General features: G+C 37.9%; 17 protein-coding genes. 13 read left to right on the top strand and 4 right to left on the bottom strand.

Annotated features, from left to right (window positions below; translation table 11 throughout):
• Nucleotides 1-50: 50 nt before the first annotated feature.
• Nucleotides 51-1,445: a sodium:alanine symporter family protein gene (locus RBH88_RS08100; RefSeq protein ID WP_213695572.1), complete on the bottom strand. Its 1,395-nt coding sequence runs from the start codon at nt 1,443-1,445 to the stop codon at nt 51-53.
• Nucleotides 1,446-1,801: 356 nt separating this feature from the next.
• Between RBH88_RS08100 and RBH88_RS08095 the strand changes: the two genes are divergently transcribed.
• The 8 genes from RBH88_RS08095 to RBH88_RS08060 all read left to right on the top strand — a co-directional run bounded on the left by RBH88_RS08095 (nt 1,802) and on the right by RBH88_RS08060 (nt 10,179).
• Nucleotides 1,802-2,767, top strand: a complete 966-nt coding sequence (locus RBH88_RS08095) for a tripartite tricarboxylate transporter substrate binding protein (RefSeq protein WP_213691223.1) — start codon at nt 1,802-1,804, stop codon at nt 2,765-2,767.
• Between the two features lie 33 nt (nt 2,768-2,800).
• Nucleotides 2,801-3,268, top strand: a complete 468-nt coding sequence (locus tag RBH88_RS08090) for a tripartite tricarboxylate transporter TctB family protein (protein WP_213691224.1) — start codon at nt 2,801-2,803, stop codon at nt 3,266-3,268.
• A gap of 12 nt (nt 3,269-3,280) precedes the next feature.
• A complete protein-coding gene (locus RBH88_RS08085; RefSeq protein ID WP_213701337.1) occupies nt 3,281-4,759 on the top strand; it encodes a tripartite tricarboxylate transporter permease in 1,479 nt (492 codons plus the stop codon).
• Between the two features lie 172 nt (nt 4,760-4,931).
• Nucleotides 4,932-5,696, top strand: coding sequence for a FadR/GntR family transcriptional regulator (locus tag RBH88_RS08080; RefSeq protein WP_213699836.1), 765 nt, complete (start codon nt 4,932-4,934; stop codon nt 5,694-5,696).
• 185 nt (nt 5,697-5,881) lie between these two features.
• A complete protein-coding gene (locus RBH88_RS08075; protein WP_307879524.1) occupies nt 5,882-6,409 on the top strand; it encodes a TRAP transporter small permease in 528 nt (175 codons plus the stop codon).
• Nucleotides 6,403-7,710, top strand: coding sequence for a TRAP transporter large permease (locus RBH88_RS08070; RefSeq protein ID WP_213695566.1), 1,308 nt, complete (start codon nt 6,403-6,405; stop codon nt 7,708-7,710). Before RBH88_RS08075 ends, RBH88_RS08070 begins: the two co-directional genes overlap by 7 nt.
• A gap of 53 nt (nt 7,711-7,763) precedes the next feature.
• Nucleotides 7,764-8,786 (top strand): TRAP transporter substrate-binding protein DctP, encoded by a 1,023-nt coding sequence (dctP, locus tag RBH88_RS08065; RefSeq protein ID WP_213691228.1) that lies wholly within the window; start codon nt 7,764-7,766, stop codon nt 8,784-8,786.
• A 106-nt stretch (nt 8,787-8,892) separates the two neighbouring features.
• Entirely contained in the window at nt 8,893-10,179 is a 1,287-nt protein-coding gene (locus tag RBH88_RS08060) for a serine dehydratase subunit alpha family protein (RefSeq protein ID WP_213691229.1), read from the top strand.
• A gap of 67 nt (nt 10,180-10,246) precedes the next feature.
• Here the strand turns inward: RBH88_RS08060 and RBH88_RS08055 are convergent, their stop codons facing one another.
• Entirely contained in the window at nt 10,247-11,326 is a 1,080-nt protein-coding gene (locus tag RBH88_RS08055; RefSeq protein WP_213691230.1) for an NAD/NADP-dependent octopine/nopaline dehydrogenase family protein, read from the bottom strand.
• A gap of 133 nt (nt 11,327-11,459) precedes the next feature.
• Between RBH88_RS08055 and RBH88_RS08050 the strand changes: the two genes are divergently transcribed.
• The 3 genes from RBH88_RS08050 (at nt 11,460) to RBH88_RS08040 (ending at nt 13,535) form a co-directional block, all read left to right on the top strand.
• Nucleotides 11,460-12,236 (top strand): transporter substrate-binding domain-containing protein, encoded by a 777-nt coding sequence (locus RBH88_RS08050; protein WP_213691231.1) that lies wholly within the window; start codon nt 11,460-11,462, stop codon nt 12,234-12,236.
• A gap of 15 nt (nt 12,237-12,251) precedes the next feature.
• Nucleotides 12,252-13,244: an ornithine cyclodeaminase family protein gene (locus RBH88_RS08045; RefSeq protein WP_213691232.1), complete on the top strand. Its 993-nt coding sequence runs from the start codon at nt 12,252-12,254 to the stop codon at nt 13,242-13,244.
• A gap of 78 nt (nt 13,245-13,322) precedes the next feature.
• Nucleotides 13,323-13,535 carry a hypothetical protein gene (locus RBH88_RS08040; protein ID WP_213691233.1) on the top strand — a complete coding sequence of 71 codons (213 nt, stop codon included), beginning with the start codon at nt 13,323-13,325 and terminating at the stop codon, nt 13,533-13,535.
• Here RBH88_RS08040 and RBH88_RS08035 read toward each other — a convergent pair.
• Entirely contained in the window at nt 13,524-14,825 is a 1,302-nt protein-coding gene (locus RBH88_RS08035; RefSeq protein ID WP_213695568.1) for a GGDEF domain-containing phosphodiesterase, read from the bottom strand. The two genes, RBH88_RS08040 and RBH88_RS08035, sit on opposite strands and share 12 nt — an antisense overlap.
• Before the next feature lie 356 nt (nt 14,826-15,181).
• Here RBH88_RS08035 and RBH88_RS08030 point away from each other — a divergent pair, with 356 nt between their 5' ends.
• Nucleotides 15,182-15,841, top strand: coding sequence for a helix-turn-helix transcriptional regulator (locus RBH88_RS08030; protein WP_213691235.1), 660 nt, complete (start codon nt 15,182-15,184; stop codon nt 15,839-15,841).
• A gap of 27 nt (nt 15,842-15,868) precedes the next feature.
• Here the strand turns inward: RBH88_RS08030 and RBH88_RS08025 are convergent, their stop codons facing one another.
• Nucleotides 15,869-16,774, bottom strand: a complete 906-nt coding sequence (locus RBH88_RS08025; RefSeq protein ID WP_213691236.1) for a DMT family transporter — start codon at nt 16,772-16,774, stop codon at nt 15,869-15,871.
• 114 nt (nt 16,775-16,888) lie between these two features.
• Here RBH88_RS08025 and RBH88_RS08020 point away from each other — a divergent pair, with 114 nt between their 5' ends.
• Entirely contained in the window at nt 16,889-17,419 is a 531-nt protein-coding gene (locus RBH88_RS08020; protein WP_307879523.1) for a L,D-transpeptidase, read from the top strand.
• Nucleotides 17,420-17,422: the final 3 nt, after the last annotated feature.

Below are 17,422 nucleotides of genomic sequence, written 5' to 3'. Positions count from 1 at the left end.
ATCAAACCAAACGCTATCGCTAAGGGTAGCGGGCAAAAAGCAGAGGAAGATTACTTCGATTCGGGGTTCCTATATACTGGTTCTACATTAGGGTGCAGCTTTAACTGATTTTCGTAATCTTTGAGAACTTTAACAACAATACCGGACAAAAGAAGTATACCGATGAGGTTTAACAAGGCCATCAACCCATTAAAGAAGTCGGCAAGCTCCCATACGAAAGGAACGGAACTAACAGCTCCAAATATAATCATACCTAATACAGCGATTCTATACACTAAAAGTATGGAGCTTTTTTGCGCATTAGGGAAAAGATACATGAGGTTGCTTTCTCCATAGTAGTAGTTTCCGAGGATGGTTGTCCATGCGAAAAAAGTTAACGCTATAGCTATAAATGTCGGTCCCCACGTACCCAATGTTGTTTTTAAAGAGAGTTGAGTTAATTCAACTCCTGTTTTCCCACTGCCAAGTTGTCCAGAAATGAGAATTAAAGAGGCTGTAACCGTACAAATGATAATAGTATCAGTGAAGACGCCGAACATGGCTATAAATCCCTGTCGGGCTGGATGTTTGACGTCTGCTGTTGCATGAGCGTTAGGAGTGGATCCCATACCAGCTTCGTTAGAAAATAGCCCTCGAGCCATTCCATATCGGAATGCTTTCGCAACGGTATGTCCTAAAACACCTCCTGCTACTTGTTTGGCACCAAAAGCACTCTTGAAAATATCTGCTATGATCGTGGGGAGTTCATGTATATTTAATACAACAACGATAATGGCAATAATAATGTAAATAGCGGCCATGAAGGGAACAGTAATTTCCGCTACGTGGGCTATCCTTTTTAGGCCACCGAAAATAACGGCAGCAGTAACAGCTGCAACAATAATCCCAAGGTAAAGTTCTGTATTGCCTCCGTTGGTGTTTGGGAAAAATGCACCTCGTATTCCTGCGACAATAGAGTTGCATTGTACAGCATTAAAGACAAAGGGCATGGCGACAATAATACTTATGGCAAACAATATTCCCATCCATCGTTGTCCAAGGCCTTTTTCGAGATAGTAAGCAGGGCCGCCACGATATGTTCCATCGTCGTTTTTTACCCTGAAAAGCTGGGCAAGAACGGCTTCTCCGAATATTGTTGCCATTCCTAAAAGAGCAGTAACCCACATCCAGAATACGGCACCAGGTCCACCAGATGCGAGAGCTGTTGCTACTCCAGCGATATTTCCTGTTCCTACTTGTGCGGCTAAACCCGTACATAAAGCCTGAAAGGAAGTAATGCCCCCTGTTTCAGACTTACGACTTCCAAAAAGGACTTTGAATGTATGTCCAAAGCGGCGAAATTGAGGTAAGCCAAGTCTGATGCTGTAAAAAATACCTGTACCCAAGAGGAGCCATGTCATGAGTTTCCCCCATAGGATTCCATTAGCAAACTTCACAATATCCATGAGCAATACTAAACACCTCCAAATATATTTGTTGATTAGATTTAAATTACCCTCCTTTGTTTGAAATAAAGCTGCTTAATATAAATAAAATAAAAAATAATGTTTAAATTGCTTTTATTTCTGCATAGTATCATTTTAAAAGTTGTAATACAATAAAAATACTATTTAATAAATAAATTTTAAGAAAAAAGAATGATAAAAATAATGGCGCCTTTTTAGATAATGCAAAAGAGTTTTCATTGACAGTAAGATAAGAATGAAATACTCTTGCTACGCATAACAGAATATTGAGACAATATGGTTGAAGTTGAATAGGAAGGGACGGTTTGTAAAACATAGAAAGGATGTGTTTACTTATGAGAAGAAAGTTATGTGTCATTCTTTCAGTGGCAATCGTTCTTGTTTTAACAGCATCTGTTGCTTTTGCAGCATATCCGACACGTAGTGTCACTGTTGTATGCCCTTGGGGAGCAGGTGGCGGTACTGATCGATTAACGCGATTTATGGCTTCTCAACTGGAGTTGGCATATGGTAAACCTTTTACTGTTGTTAACAAAACAGGGGGGAATGGCGCTGTAGGACACTCTGCTGGAGCCTATGCTAAGCCCGATGGGTACACTATTACTATGGTGACCCTTGAATTGGCGACGATGCATTGGATGGGGCTAACAGAGTTGAACTATGCAGATTTTGACTACGTTATTCAGCTTAATCAAGATCCAGCGGGTGTTACTGTAAAGGCAGATGCCCCTTGGGCTAATCTACAAGATCTTCTTAACGATATAAAGAGTAAGCCCGGTACCTTTAAATTCTCAGGAACTGCAGCTGGCGGAGTTTGGGATCTTGCTCGTATAGGCATGCTTGATAAGGCAGGTCTTGATGTTAAATCCGTAGATTGGATTCCTACAAAAGGAGCGGCGCCTTCCATTATCGAACTCTTAGGGGGCCATGTTGATGTGGTGACGTGCAGCCTTCCAGAGGCAGCTTCTCAAATAGCAGCCAAGGAAGTACGTCCTCTGGCTATTATGGATGATGAAAGAGCAGCTAACTATCCTGATGTTCCTACACTAAAAGAGCAGGGTGTGGATTGGTCTTTAGGCACGTGGAGGGGATTTGCCGTTCCGAAGGGAACTCCCAAGGAAATTATTGATGATCTATATATGGCGCTTAAGAAAATTGTTGAATCAGAAGAATATAAGAGCTTTATGGAGAAAAATGGCTTTGGAGTAAAAGTAAGAGATTCTGCGGCTTTTGCAGAATTTGTTAAACAGCAAGACGCAGACCTCAAACGAGTAATGGAACTCGGAGGCTATCTCAAGTAGCACCTAAATATTTGAGGAGGGGGAGGTTTTTTTATGCAGCGAAAAGTAAAAATATGCTTTGGCATTTTGTTAATTATAGTGGCTATTTTAGTTATTTCTATAAGTTACACCTTCCCCTCTTCTGTTTCAGGCGGAAAAAGGATTCCTGGACCAGGATTTTTCCCTACTCTTTTAGGTGTTATTCTCTTCTTGGGAGGTTTGTATCAATTTGGGGAAGCCAAGAGAATAACAGATTCAAACAAGACTCCCTTCAAATGGAGCTGGGGCAGTCTTAACATTGTTATTATAGTTGCAGCCTTGATCGTTTATGGCTTGTTAATGGGAGTGCTGGGATACGTTATTTCTACATTGCTTTTTTCTATTTTGCTCATGGTGAGAATGAAGGCGAGCTGGATTTCAGGAATTACGGTTTCTGTAGTTGTGACTATTTTTATAGTTTTGATTTTCGGTCAGGTTTTTAGAATTCAATTGCCCATGGGAGTTTTAGGGTTGCCTTGGTAGGAGGCGGGAATAATGAGTACGTTACTATCAGTTTTTAAACCTGGCATTTTGGTTCCGTGGCTTCTTTCTATGGCTTTTGGCGTTTTGGTTGGAGGAACTCCGGGTCTTACTGCAACCATGGCTGTGGCTCTTATTGTTCCTGTAAGTTACTACCTTCCTCCCTTGGCTGGATTAGCTATGATTATTGGAGTTTCCTTCACAGCTATTTTTACCGGCGATATTCCTGCGACTCTTTTGAGAATACCAGGGACTCCTGCATCAGGTGCCGCTGTTTTGGATGGATATGAACTTTCCAAGCAGGGAAGGGGAATGGAAGCTCTTTCTTTAGATCTTGTCTGTTCTTCTTTGGGGGGCACTATTGGTGTTTTGGTTCTTATTCTAGTGGCACCTCCATTGGCTCGTTTTGCTCTTAAATTTACTCATTTTCAATATTTCTGGCTTGGAGTTTTCGGCCTTAGCATGAGTGCTGCTTTAAGTACTGGTAATTCTGTAAATGGTGTTATTTCTGCAGCATTGGGATTGCTTGTTTCTACCGTAGGTATCGATATTACAACAGGGTTTCCCCGCTTTACGTTTGGCAGTATGGAACTCATGGGAGGTATTAGTTTTATTCCGGCTATGGTCGGCCTTTTTGGACTTTCGGAAGTGCTGAAAAATGTTACTAATATTGAACTTCTCAAAAAAAGCAGCATAGGTCGTCCAGAAAAAATATCACTTTTACAGACAATGAAAACAGTGATGAAATATAAAATGGTTCTTTTTAAATCGGCTTTAATTGGGACATTTGTAGGAGCTCTTCCTGGTGCTGGTGCTGATATAGCAGCGTGGGTTGCATATGGAATGGAGAAAAAAACATCAAAGGAACCGGAAAAGTTTGGAAAAGGGGCGATTGGTGGAATTATTGCTCCTACGAGTGCTAATAATGCGGCTCTTGGTGGAACGTGGATTCCCGCGTTAGTCTTTGGTGTTCCAGGAGATTCTATTACTGCGATTGTTCTAGGAGCTATGTTGATGTATGGACTGAGGCCTGGTCCTCTTATTTTTCAGGAGAATTTAGACCTTGTGCATGGAATTTTTTCTATCGCTTTTATTTCGCAATTATTGCTCATTCCTGTAGGTCTTATTGGAATAAAGGTGTATGGTGCTATATTGAGGCTCCCGAGAAATATTGTTATGGTCATAGTTTTAATTTTCTCTGTCATAGGATCTTATGCTATACGAAATAGTTTTTTTGATATTTACATTATGGTTATTTTTGGTGTTACTGGCTTTTTCTTTGAATACATGGATATTCCTCTTGCACCTATGATTTTAGGTATAATTTTAGGACCAATGATTGAAGACAATCTTCGTGTCGGTTTGCTTAAAAGCCATGGAAGCTTACTTCCATTTATAGCTGATCCCATCTGTTTTTCCCTTATAATATTAATTCTTTTCGTCTTTTTTGGACATCGTTTTATAGCACTTCTTAAATCCTTTAAAAAAAGTTAATAGCTCCAGAGGAGACTTCAGCAACGTAAAAACGACAAATTTTTACAATAAGTATCCTGTTTAAAATTGCATTTTGTAAATGAATGTGATTAATTTATTATTGTGAAGTTACTTGTTTAAATAATTAGAAATAAAGTGAACATGTTTTATGTCTTTAGATCGGGAGGTAAAAATGGTTGAGCCTGTTCAGAAACTGAAGTTATTCGAGAGTGTTTTGAAACAACTTATAGAAACAATTAAGCGGGGGGACTATTTACCTGGAGAAAAGTTGCCGCGTGAAGTTGATTTGGCAAAACAGTTAAACGTCAGCCGAAATTGTGTTCGTGAAGCCCTTAAAACTTTAACGTGGTTTGGGGTTATTGAAGCAGTGTCAGGACAAGGAACGTTTGTGTGTGCTAATGCAATTCGTCGTATAGAAAATACGGAACTTTTACGCCAGTTTAATGATGATTCTTCTTTGATGGACTTGTTAGAAGTACGATTGTTATTAGAAGCCCAGACGGCTTTCTTGGCAGCACAAAAGGCAACGCCTGACGATATTGAAGAGCTTAAACAGATTGTAGACAAGGAAAATGCTCTCTTGAAAGATGAAAAAGATTTGTTGGTGCGAGATCTCGATACCCCAACAAAATTTCACTCGACAGTATTGAGGATAGCTCGTAATGAACTTTTAGTTCGCTTGTTAAATTCCATTAGTGGAGAAATTGATACTCAACGGCAAAAGTATTTAAGAATTCCTATTGAACAATGGGCGCAAATGATGAAAAATCACGAGCTAATCTTGAAATATATTATCGAGAAAAATCCGCGTAAAGCTAGTGATGCTATGTTCAGAGATGTTTTAAATGGAATTGTTATCTTAGGAATGGACGAAGAAAATAAACTGGGATTGCGTGAAAGTTACGAAGAACTACTATCTAGTATGGAGGATGCCTAGAAAGCTATTAAAGTATAGTTTGAGTAGAAGAATTTAATATAAATATAAAGAGCTGGACTTCTGAACAGGAGCCCAGCTCTTTATATTTTATACATTATACGTTTATTGAATTAACTTTTTTTATTGACAAATAACCTCTTTAAGTCTATAAGTAGGACATATAGACTTAGGTGGAGGTGGTACTTTTGAAGATAAATAGTATTTTTTCTTTCATGGATTTTTACATTGAAAAAATATTGAAAATGTCTTTGTATCTTCTTTTTTTGGCAACAGCTGTTCTCATCGTTGTCCAAGTTTTACTTCGTTATGTTTTTTGTGCCCCTTTAATGGGAACTGAAGAAATTCTCGTTTTTCCAACCATTTGGCTTTACTTTTTGGGGGCTGTTAACGCTTCAAGAGACGAAAGTCACATTACGGCCAAAGTGTTAGAAGTCTTTATTAAGAAAAAGAGTTCGTTGTATCTGGAAAGAACAATAATGTCGATTTTGTCTTTAGCCGTTGTTTTATGGCTGACATATTGGGCGTGGGATTATTTTCTGTATTCTTTCAAAGCATGGAAGTTAAGTGCCTCTTTATATATCCCCATGTTTTTTGCTGAAAGTGCCTTTTTGGTAGGACTTGTTCTCATGTCTGTTTATACGTTTGTCGAATTACTTAAAAACATAAAGCAATTTCGTTTCAATAGAGAAGAGGAGGCTGTTTCATCATGCTAGACGTTGTTCTTTTAGCAATGATTGTTCTCGTTGTTTTGCTTGTTTTAGGTGTTCCTCTTCCTTACTGTTTTGGTGGAAGCCTGCTGACCATGACTGCTTTAGGCGGAGTTACCATGAAAGGTATGATGATGTGGGGGTTCAATCAGTTGGCAAACCCCGTTTTACTTTGTATTCCTCTGTTTATTCTTGCAGGTAACTTAATGAGTGAAAGTGGAATAGCAAGAAGCCTTTTAGACTTTGTGAATGTTTTTGTAGGAAGAGTTAAAGGTGCTTTGGGAGTAGTTGCTGTCATAACATGTGCGATTATAGGCGCCATATCTGGAAGTGGTTTTACTGGTGTAGCCGCAACTGGTCCCATTCTTATCCCTCGGATGGTCGAAGAAGGATATCCTAGAGGATATGCAACTGCATTAATTACAGTTTCATCTATTCTGGGGCTTCTTATTCCTCCCAGTGTCATAATGATAATTTATGGCTGGGTTACAGAAACGTCCATTTTAGCCTGTTTTTTAGCTACGATAGGTCCAGGACTATTGATAATGTGTCTGTTTTCTATTCTTAACTTGGTTTATGCACATCGCTTGCCCAACCTAACATTAGTTAAGAAGCTCCCTAAAGGTCAGAGACGAAAAGTTGCACTTAGAAAGACTTGGAAAGCTCTTCCTGCATTAATGATGCCTGTCATTATACTCGGTGGAATTTATGGTGGTGTCTTTACTCCAACAGAAGCTGCTGCTGTCTCAGTAATCTACTCTCTTCCCGTGGGGTTTGGTGTCTATAAGGGATTGACTAAAAACAAATTGAAAGAGTCTATTGTTGATTCTGCTACTTCCGTAGGGGCCATTATGTCTATGATTGTTTTTTGTCTGATGTTAAGTCAAACGTTCATCTTCTTGCGGGTTCCACAAGCGATTATAAAAATAATGTTTGGTTTAACTGAAAATAGAGTTGTGCTTCTTATTCTCATTAATTTGTTACTTTTTCTCATTGGCATGATTGTAAACGACGTAACAGGAATGGTGCTTGCTGCTCCTATGCTTTTACCTCTCGTTATAGAGTTAGGAATTTCCCCGATACAGTTTGCTGCCATTATGGGAGTTAATTTGGCTATGGGGGGTGTAACTCCTCCGTATGCAAGTCTTTTATATCTGGGAATGCGCATTGGTAAAGTTGAGTTTCTTGACATCCTGAAACCTGCAATGACTTTCCTTTGCTTGGGATATCTTCCTGTTGTCTTTCTTACGACATTTTGGCCAGATCTTTCTCTTTTCTTGCCTAAGTTAGCTGGGTATATACATTAATTCCCCTGGCTACATACATAGAGATATACAAAAAATGAAGAGGAGGTTTTTTTATGAAAAAAGGATTTTGTACTACTTTAGGAATTTTAGTCGTAATTGCTTTGACAGTAGTTGCTTTTTCTAATCCAGCGTTAGCAAGAGAAAAAAAATACCATTGGAAAATTTCTCATATGCGCCCAGAAGGTGCAACTATTGACAAGGATCTTCATTGGTTTGCAGATCAGATTTACGAAGCTTCTGATGGCAGAATAACAATTGATGTTTACCCTGCAAACCAACTTGGAGATTATACAGTAGTTCAGGAAAGAGTCAGTGTTGGTGCTATAGAGATGGCGTGTCAAAGTCTAAGCACATCAAGAAATCCTAAGCTCCAGATTCAATACATGCCGTATTTGGCGAAAGACTGGGAAGAGGCGAAGGTCGTTTTTGGAGCAGATAGCCCTGTCATTAAATCTATTCAGGATATGCTCCTCAAAGAGGATGTTGTCGGTCTTGTTAATTGGCCTGTCTATTTTGGGGGTATAGCTACTGTAAAAGCTGCTCAAGATCCTGCAACAATTGGGGCAAATAAAATGACAAAGATCAGAGTTCCTTCTATTCGTGTATTTACACTCCTGACGCGCGAATGGGGATACCAAGGAACTCCTATTCCCTGGGCTGATTTATTCACTTCCATGCAGACTGGGATTGTAGATGGGGCTATAGGCGCTGGTGCAGAAGGCTATTATTCTAATTTTAGAGATATTATTAAGTACTATTATGCTGTTAATGATCACTTTGAAAACTGGTTCCTCATTATGAACAAAGATCTGTGGGAATCGCTTTCAGAAGATGACAAAAACTTGATTATGAAGTATGCAAAAGAACTGCACAATAAGAGATTTATGGAAGCGGAAAAAGAAGAGGGAAACTATATGAACATGCTTGCTGAAAGGGGCGTAGAAATAGTAAAGTTTTCTTCCGAAGAACTGGGGGCTTTTGCTGAAAATAGCAGAAGTAAAATTTGGCCACAACTCAAAGAAGATATTGGAGCAGAGCTTATAGATGGGTGTTTAAAGTACATAGAGGAGAAATAGCATCAGTTTAAGTAAGAAGGCGTGGGGAGATATGTTTTTCTCTCCACGTTCCGATGAAACGAGTTATAAGAATTAAGATCCTAGTAGAAATGAGAGGGCAAAGCACATGGATAAAGAACTTCTATCTATCTTACATCAAGAAATATCACCAGCTTTGGGATGCACTGGACCCACTTCGGTTTCCTTCGCGGCTGCAGCAGCAAAAGATGTTGTTGGAGGAACACCGCGTCGTGTTCGAATCATTATGGATAAGGACGGTTATAAAAATTCTATCGCAGTTGGCATTCCAGGGACGTCTCTTTTTGGTCTTGAAATAGCTGCTGCTTTAGGGGCTTTGGCAGGAAAATCTTCGTATGGACTTGAAGTTTTGAAAGATATTACACCAAGTGATGAGAAAAAAGCGCGAGATTTTCTTCCCTTTGTTCAAGTTGATATAAAGTGGGATCTTAAAGGCGTTGGTCTTTATAATGAAGCTTTTGTTGAAACAGAGAATGGCGTAGGTCATGTTATAGTTCGAAAAACGCACACAAATATTGTCTTTAAAGAAGTTAATAACAAAGTATTACTTGATTCCGAAAAAGATATTTCTAACCAGATAGATTACAAGAAAGATACGATAAGACAGTATACGGTTAAAGATTTTTTCAATTTTGCTAAAGATGTTTCCGCAGACGAGCTTGTTTTTCTTAAAGAAGCTATTTCGCTTAATAGTGCTTTAGCTAAAGCGGGATTTGATGGAAATATTGGCTCAAATTTTGGGCAGACTTTCAAGTCATTTGGAGAAGATAATATCCTTTTTGAAATCAAAGCTGTAACAGCTGCTGCTTCAGATGCGCGAATGGCAGGATTGAATCTTCCTGCTATGAGTTGTGCTACCAGTGGAAATGTAGGAATTTCTTCTTCGCTTCCTCTTATTGTTTTTGCAAGGAGAAAGAATATTCCAGAGGAAAAATTGCTGCGAGCTCTGGCATTGAGTTTCTTAATGGTTATTTATGTTAAAAGTCATATCGGTCGTTTATCTGCTATATGTGCTTGTTCCATAGCATCAAGTTTAGGAACGACATCAGGGATGACTCTTCTCCTTGACGGGGACTATGAAGAGGCAGAAAGGGCGATTAATAGTGTTGTAGGAAGTATCGGTGGCATCCTTTGTGATGGTGCAAAATATGGATGTGCTTTGAAATTGGCTCATGCTGCAGGAGTTGCTATCGAATCAGCGTTTATGGCAAAAGAAGGCGTTTCAATTCGCCCAGGTGATGGCCTTGTTGGTGATTCTGCAGATGAAACCATACAAGCAGTTGGGAGAATAGCTCAAGAGGGAATGATTGATACAGATGAGGTAATGGCCCGTATCATAATTGAAAGAGAAAAAGAAAGATCTCGATACTCTTAAGTTTTTTACATATATCAACAAAACATAAAAAGACTCCGGTGCTGTTCTGTTCAGCACCGGAGTCTTTTTATAATGCTCGTATTTCTTCTACAGATGCCTTTTCAAGGCCAAGTTCTTTTAAACCTATTCCTGTTTCAAAATAATTTTGCCCATTAACAATGCTTGCCAAATGAATAATACTATTAATTGTAGGTGTAGAGATTCCCAACTTTTGAGCCAGAGATGCAACAGGAACGAGAAGATATGGCACGTCTTCAGAGAGATACCGATATGTCATAGACGTAGGGGCATCTGTTCCATGTCCGCAGTAAACTACATTATTCAAAATAGTCTCTCTTAATGTCTTTCCTTCTAGATTATATAACTTTTTCATATCATCCATAGTGGATAGAAGTTTGATTCCCAGTACGTTCCCAATAAGTATCCGCTCTTTATCCATAGCTTCCATGACGCTGCATACAGCTTCTGTCATTCCATCACCATAGAATCTGAAATTTCCATTTTCAGATTCTATTCTTCCTGCATTCATAATCATAGTAGGGCAGTGGAGAATCATGTTTGTGTTATACAAGCCGATAGCTATAACGTTAGGAGCAGCTTTTAATCGAATAGGGAAAGCATGTTGTATTTGGGATATAAAAGTTTCAGTGTAGTGACCAGGTAACGCAGCTAAAGAAAGATGTTGTTTAATTCCCCATATATTGACTCTTCCAGCTGCCTCTAATCGACATGCGTAAGGCATAGTATCAGCTTCTGCCATCTCTATGGTAGCGATGTTTCCGATTTTTTTAAGGTAATTTTTAAAAACAAGTGAACCGAAATTTCCTGGCATGAGCACGAGTTTTTGGTTGTCTTCTATATAAGGGGCTATTGACTCCAAAATAGGTTTTTGAGCGAAACTCGGAGCTAAAAAATATATAATCTGAGCTCCTCGTATTGCTTCTTCAGCACATGTGGTTACTTTCGCCAGATGGCCTTTTTTATCCATTATTCCTGTTAACGTAATTGTTTTTTCTTTTTTTAAATCGGTTATTTTATCTTCTAGTTGAGGATGTTCAAAAAGCGTTACTTCAAAATTTTGAGAGGCGAGATCTCCTGCGAGAGCTTGTCCTCCATTTCCGGCTCCAAGTACAGTTATTTTAGTCACGGTTACGACCTCCATTCTAAAACTGTAGAATAAACTAAATTACAATTATAGACTATAAAATAAAACCAAGTTATAATAAACTCCTCTTTAGTTTTTTACAAAAAATATACTACCATATATGGAGGTGCTACAAATGTTGAAAATATCTAAAATTTTTATTTTAAGTGTCGCCATATCTTTGATGGTTGCGGCTCCTTCCATAGCAGCGCAATCTGTTATGGATAGCGATGTAATTCGTGTGGGAACAGAAGCAACATATCCTCCCTTTGAGTACAGAAATGAAAAAAATGAAATTACAGGCTATGACATTGACGTTGTTAAGGCTCTTGGAGCTCATTTAGGGAAAAAAGTTGAACTTGTAGATATGGCTTTTGACGGTCTTATTCCTGCCTTACTTACAGGTAAAATAGATATGATAGCTGCTGGAATGACAAACACGGAAGAACGCAGAAAAAAAGTTGATTTTTCAGATGTTTATTATGAAATAGAAAATGCTTTCGTTACAAAGGCCGATGATGCATCCATATCAAAGATAGAGGACTTTACCGGTAAAGTAGCTACAGTTCAGATAGGAACTGCCCAAGATACATTTATTACAAATACGAAACTTCCCAAAGAAATAAAACGTTTTCAAAAAAATGATGATGCCTTGAGAGAAGTCTTATTAGAGCGTGCTGATTTTTGCGTTGTAAATCTTACCGTTGCCAATGCATATCTTCGAAATAATGAAGTGTTTGGTGGAAAGTTGAAAATTGCCTTCCGTAACTTTATCCATAAACAGGGAGAAGGCATAGCTTTGGCTATTCCCAAAGGAGATGTACATCTTAAGGAAGCTATTAATGAAGCTATGGATGAAATGAAAAAAAGTGGAAAGCTTTTGGAGCTTAAGAAAAAATACCAAATGGACTAAGGAGAAGTGGATAAAATGGCTCGGTTGTTGTGTCAGTCCCAGATTGAAAAAATGATTACAATGCACGATGTGGTAGAAATAATTGACAAAACATACAAAGGAATGGGAGAGGGAACAGTTATCAATCCAACAAAAGGAACATTGGATTTAGGAGAAAGTTCCCCATATCCCCCTTATCATGCAGATATTAACTCTATGCCTGCATATGTGGGATGGGTGGATACGGCTGGCATTAAATGGGCAGGTGGTTGGATGGATAACCCCAAGCAGGGGTTACCTTATGTAAGTGCCATTATAGTTTTAGTTAACCCCAGAAATGGTGTCTTTACTGGAGTTCTTGATGGTACATTAATTACGAACATGAGAACTGGAGCCCAGACAGCTGTTGCTTTGAAATATCTTTATCCTGGACAACGCTCTTTGACAGTAGGGCTTTTTGGAGCAGGTGTCCAAGGGCGTACTCAAATAGCTGCTATTTCAGAAGTTTTTAATATAGACGAATTGAAGATATATGATGTTATGCCTGAAGCGGCTAAATTATTTGCAAAAGAGATGGCTAATAAGGTGGCTGGGAAAATTACAATTTGTACTCAGCCCCAAGAAGCTGCGCAGGGTAATGCTGTCATAACGGTGACTCATGCAAAAGATGGTTTCTTTAAAAAATCATGGTTTGAACCCGGAACGGTGCTTTTCCCCATGGGATCCTATAAAGAGTGTGATGATGAAGCTCTTCTGGCTGCTGATTTTATCGTTGTAGATCATGTGGCGCAATGTTTTCACCGTGGCGCATTAAAAGATTTAGCTGAAGCAGGTAAAGTCTCTCAAGAAAATATTACTGCAACGTTAGGTGAATTGGCGGTAGGAGCGAGACATATTTCTACCTCATCATCTTCGCGTATTCTTTGTGTTCCTATAGGAACGGGGGCTATGGATGTTGCTGTAGCTTCTGTTGTCTTGCAGAAGGCGGAAAAAGAAGGAGTAGGAGAGACATTTGATTTCGCTATATAATTTATTCGATTAGGTTTTTATTATTTTGCTCAGGTGATATAATCCTCTCTATGTTTTCTTGAAAGGAGGTTAGTCACGATGAGCAAAGCACAAGAGATTGTAGATAAAATTGAAGAGACAGGAAAAGATCCCAACGTTTCAAACGCTGTGATTGATGGACTCCTTAATGAAATGGTTACTCTTTTGAACAAAGAGCCGGAAGCATGGGATCTTTGTACTGATAGAGTCCGATTTTTGCTTAATGAACGTTTTTGTTATACGGGCCCTTCTTCTTTTGGGTCATATCGTTAAATTTGATAGCTTTTGACAGCCCTCGAAAGAGGGCTGCTTTTTATACTGAGAAATGAAACTTGGAATATATTCTGGTCTTAAAGGCTTACTAAACAAGAAACCTTGAATAATGGTTTTCCCTTCGTCTATATGAAGAGCTTCTAGTTGGGCGTTGGATTCGACCCCCTCTATTACAATATAGTTTGCTATACTTCCGGCAAGTTGGATAAGGGAATTTGCGAATTTTTTGTTTCTTGAAGAGTCAGCGATATCCGTAATAATTGAGCGATCAATTTTGATTCCGTCAAAATGAAATTTTCTTAAAAAATCAATAGAAGATCTGCCTTTACCAAAATCATCCAAATAGACCCTCATTCCCATAAATTGAGCTTGCTTTATAAATTTCTCTAAAAAGCCACAATGATCTTGTAAGATTTTTTCAGTAACTTCAAGGTCTACTATGGATGTTGGTATTGATGCGTTTGAAAGTTCACGTTGCAACTTAGTAAAAAAGTAGTAATCGCTGTATATTTGAACAGGAGAAATATTTATAGAGAGTCGAAGATTTATTCCTTTGTTTCTCCACTTTGTAGCTTGTAGACAAACTTCTTTTATAACCCAGTCTCCTAAATTTGTAATATTGCCAGAGCTTTCAGCTAAGGGAATAAACAACATAGGAGCAATAATTTTCCCATCTTCTCTTTTCCACCTGAGAAGAGCTTCAACTCCCACAATATTGTTGTTTTTCATATCAACTTGTGGCTGATATTCCAAAAAAAGTTCTCCTCTATCTGCTGCATAATGAAGGTCTCGTTTTAGTTTAGTGTAATTTTTCTGGTGATCTCTTACAGTGCCCGTGTAAAAAGCAGCATTAACGTGACTCTCAGAAATTCGGGCCCACTGTAGAGCTATATTTGCACTTTCAATTATATCTGACGCTTTAATCCCATCTTTAGGATACGAGCTAATGCCAATGCTAGCGGTTACTTCAAATATTTCGTGATCAATAGTAATGGGATGGGTAAAGAAGTTTTTCATATCCTTAAGAAGTTTATGATATTGTCTTGTTTTTAAAGACGTTGGAGTAATAATTGCAAATTTATTATGGTCAATCGTAAAAAAAGTGTCTTTTTCCGTAAGAAAGCTTTGTATTGCCCAAGAAGCTTCTTTATAAACTTTACCACCAGTAAAGTATCCCCATCCTTCGTTTAAGGTTCGAAACATGTCAAGACTTAATAGGGTGAAGACGACAGATTCATTTTGCGACATTATTCTTTCCAGTGTTTCTTGGAGGATTGATTCATTCGGCATGTATCTTCCCTCTTTGCTAATTTTACATTTTTTACTTTTAGTATTGAATTCCCTGAATAAAAATGTAAAAGTGATGTGCTTTTATGTGTCTTAAGACCTAATATCCTATCTTAAAGACCTTGATAATAAGCAGGTTTTTGACTTTTCCCCTAATCATTATTGATTATTTATAGAGATCAACTTGTATCTTTTAGAGTAAAATGCCCCTTTATATGTGTGTTTTTATTTAATTATCCGATTTTATTAATATTAAACAACAATACGGATAAATACAAGAGGTTAAATTTATATGCTTAAAAAAATATCATAAGAGATAACTCATAGTAACAAAAGAGAGTATTGAGTTATCTATCTCGATGGATACAGTAGATTATGAACAGAGTATGAAAGCTTTGGTCGAAGAGGAGAATGAAATGATTGGTTTTAGACTAAAAGAGCTTCGTCAAAGAGAAAGAATGACACAACAAGAATTAGCAGAACAAATAGGTGTTACAAAACTGACCATTTCACGTTGGGAGAGAGAAGAGCGTTGTCCAAATGCTGAAATGCTTCTTGCCTTGGCAAGAGCTTTAGGAACGACAGCATCCTACCTTTTAGGAAGCGAAGAAAGTTCGAATTTTTCACCAAGATCTTGCGAAGTTTTACGTTCTCTCAGACAGCATTTAGGGCTTAGATTAGACGAAGTAGCGCATTATTTAGGTCTTTCTAAAGAAAAAATGGAATATATAGAGCATAACGAAGCACAGGTTTCTTTAAGTGAAAAAATATCGTTATATAAATATTACGGTCTCTATATGGCCCACATAGAAGGAGATATTGATTTTTTAAAAAGGCAAAAACAGAGTGCCATTGATTTAGAGAATCTTATAAAAATGCTTGCAGCACAAGATCCAGATGTAGTTTTAGTCCTCAGGGAGTTTTTGGAAAATTCGGATAAAATCCTTGATGCAGATAAGGAGTTTTTAGCGCAATTATTGAAGATATCATTACAATCCATTCTAAATCGTATAAATTAGAAGTAGCAATCTAGTAGAAGATGTAAATTATTGCTTTCTACTTAATAATGCTAATAAAGATCCAAAGAGAATAAATGTGCCTCCTATATATTGAGGAATAGCAAGGTATTCTTTGAAAAATAAAAGAGAGAGAATTACCGTTACCAATGGTTCAGCCATACTTAGTACGGCAGCTTTCGCTGGATTTGTCAATTTTACACCTAAGAAAAATGAGAGGAATCCCAAGAGAGAAACAAAAGAAATGATGCAAAATAGAAACCATGTCGATGTTGATCGAGGGAAGAGTAAATTACGAGTTATCGTCCCAATTGTGAAAAAGGATAATGCAGAAAAGAAACAGACGTAGGCAACCACAATTTGATATGGCGTTTTTTTCATGATGGAATTTCCATAGAGTATATACGAAGTATAAGAAATAGCAGCGAGACCCGCTAAGAAAACACCTTTCATATTTATAGTAGCGACAGCTTTCCCTGAAAGAAAGATCAATCCCAAAAAAGATAAAGCGATAGAGAGCAAAAGCATTATTGTAAGAGGTTCTTTATTAACATATGAAGAAGTTATTGCTACTATGGCTGGATATGTATAAAAGATAAGCGGCGCCATTGATGCGGGAATATACTGAAAACTTGAGAAGTAACTGAAACTGGTAAGTGTGAAAAATACTCCTCCAAGTATAAATAGTTGTAAAAGATTTTTCTTTCCTATTCGTATTACTTCGTATCCCATTCGAAAAATAATAAGGCTGAAAAGAGCTATAGAAGCAATTGTGAATCTCATAAAATGGAATGTCATTACGCTGATACCATTTTTGTAGGCAAAAACTGCCAGAATAGGAATAAAACCGAATAAAAATGCAGATAAAAGAGCTGCAAATGCCCCTTTATAGTAGGTATGTGTATTTGCTTGTTTTATTTTTACGGCATTATTCATAGAAACCCCCTCAAATATTTATCGTTATCTAAATATATACAATTTAGATAAAACAAACAAGTTAATTTATGTTGGTTCTTAAGGTGTTAAAATTTTTGCAAGGTGGTGAACAATATGCATATGTTTCTTGAAAGAGAATTGGAGGCTGCTCGTTATTTGTGCCAATTATTGCTAATACTTATGCTAGGTGTCATTTGCAGCTTTTTTGAGATGCGGGAAGCTTTTGCTTCTCATGTGGAGCCTTCCCCTCAGATAGTTATTGAAAAAAGTAAGTTTTTACTTTCTTTTTATGAGGGGAGAACAGCTGTTTTTTCTTTCCCCATCGCCGTCGGGTTATATTCAGGTAATAAAAAAAAAGGCGGAGACATGCGTACTCCTACAGGACATTTTGTAGTAGAGAGCATTCATGACTCTCGCCATTGGGTTCATGATTTCAAAGATGGCAAAGGCCCGATTAAAGGTGCGTACGGCCCATGGTTTATTCGCCTAAAAACAGGATGGTCTGGAATTGGCATACATGGCACTCACGCTCCAGATTCTATAGGTAAAAAAACAACAGAAGGATGTGTTCGATTGCTTAATGAGCACATTGAACTTCTAGTAAAACGCATTCAGCCAGGAGTACTTGTTACTATTAAAGAATAAGTA

This window comes from Aminobacterium sp. MB27-C1, assembly GCF_030908405.1.
In the GTDB taxonomy this organism is placed as follows: Bacteria; Synergistota; Synergistia; order Synergistales; family Aminobacteriaceae; genus Aminobacterium.
Note: the sequence above shows the minus strand (reverse complement) of the source record. Positions and strands in the feature narration are given on the sequence as shown.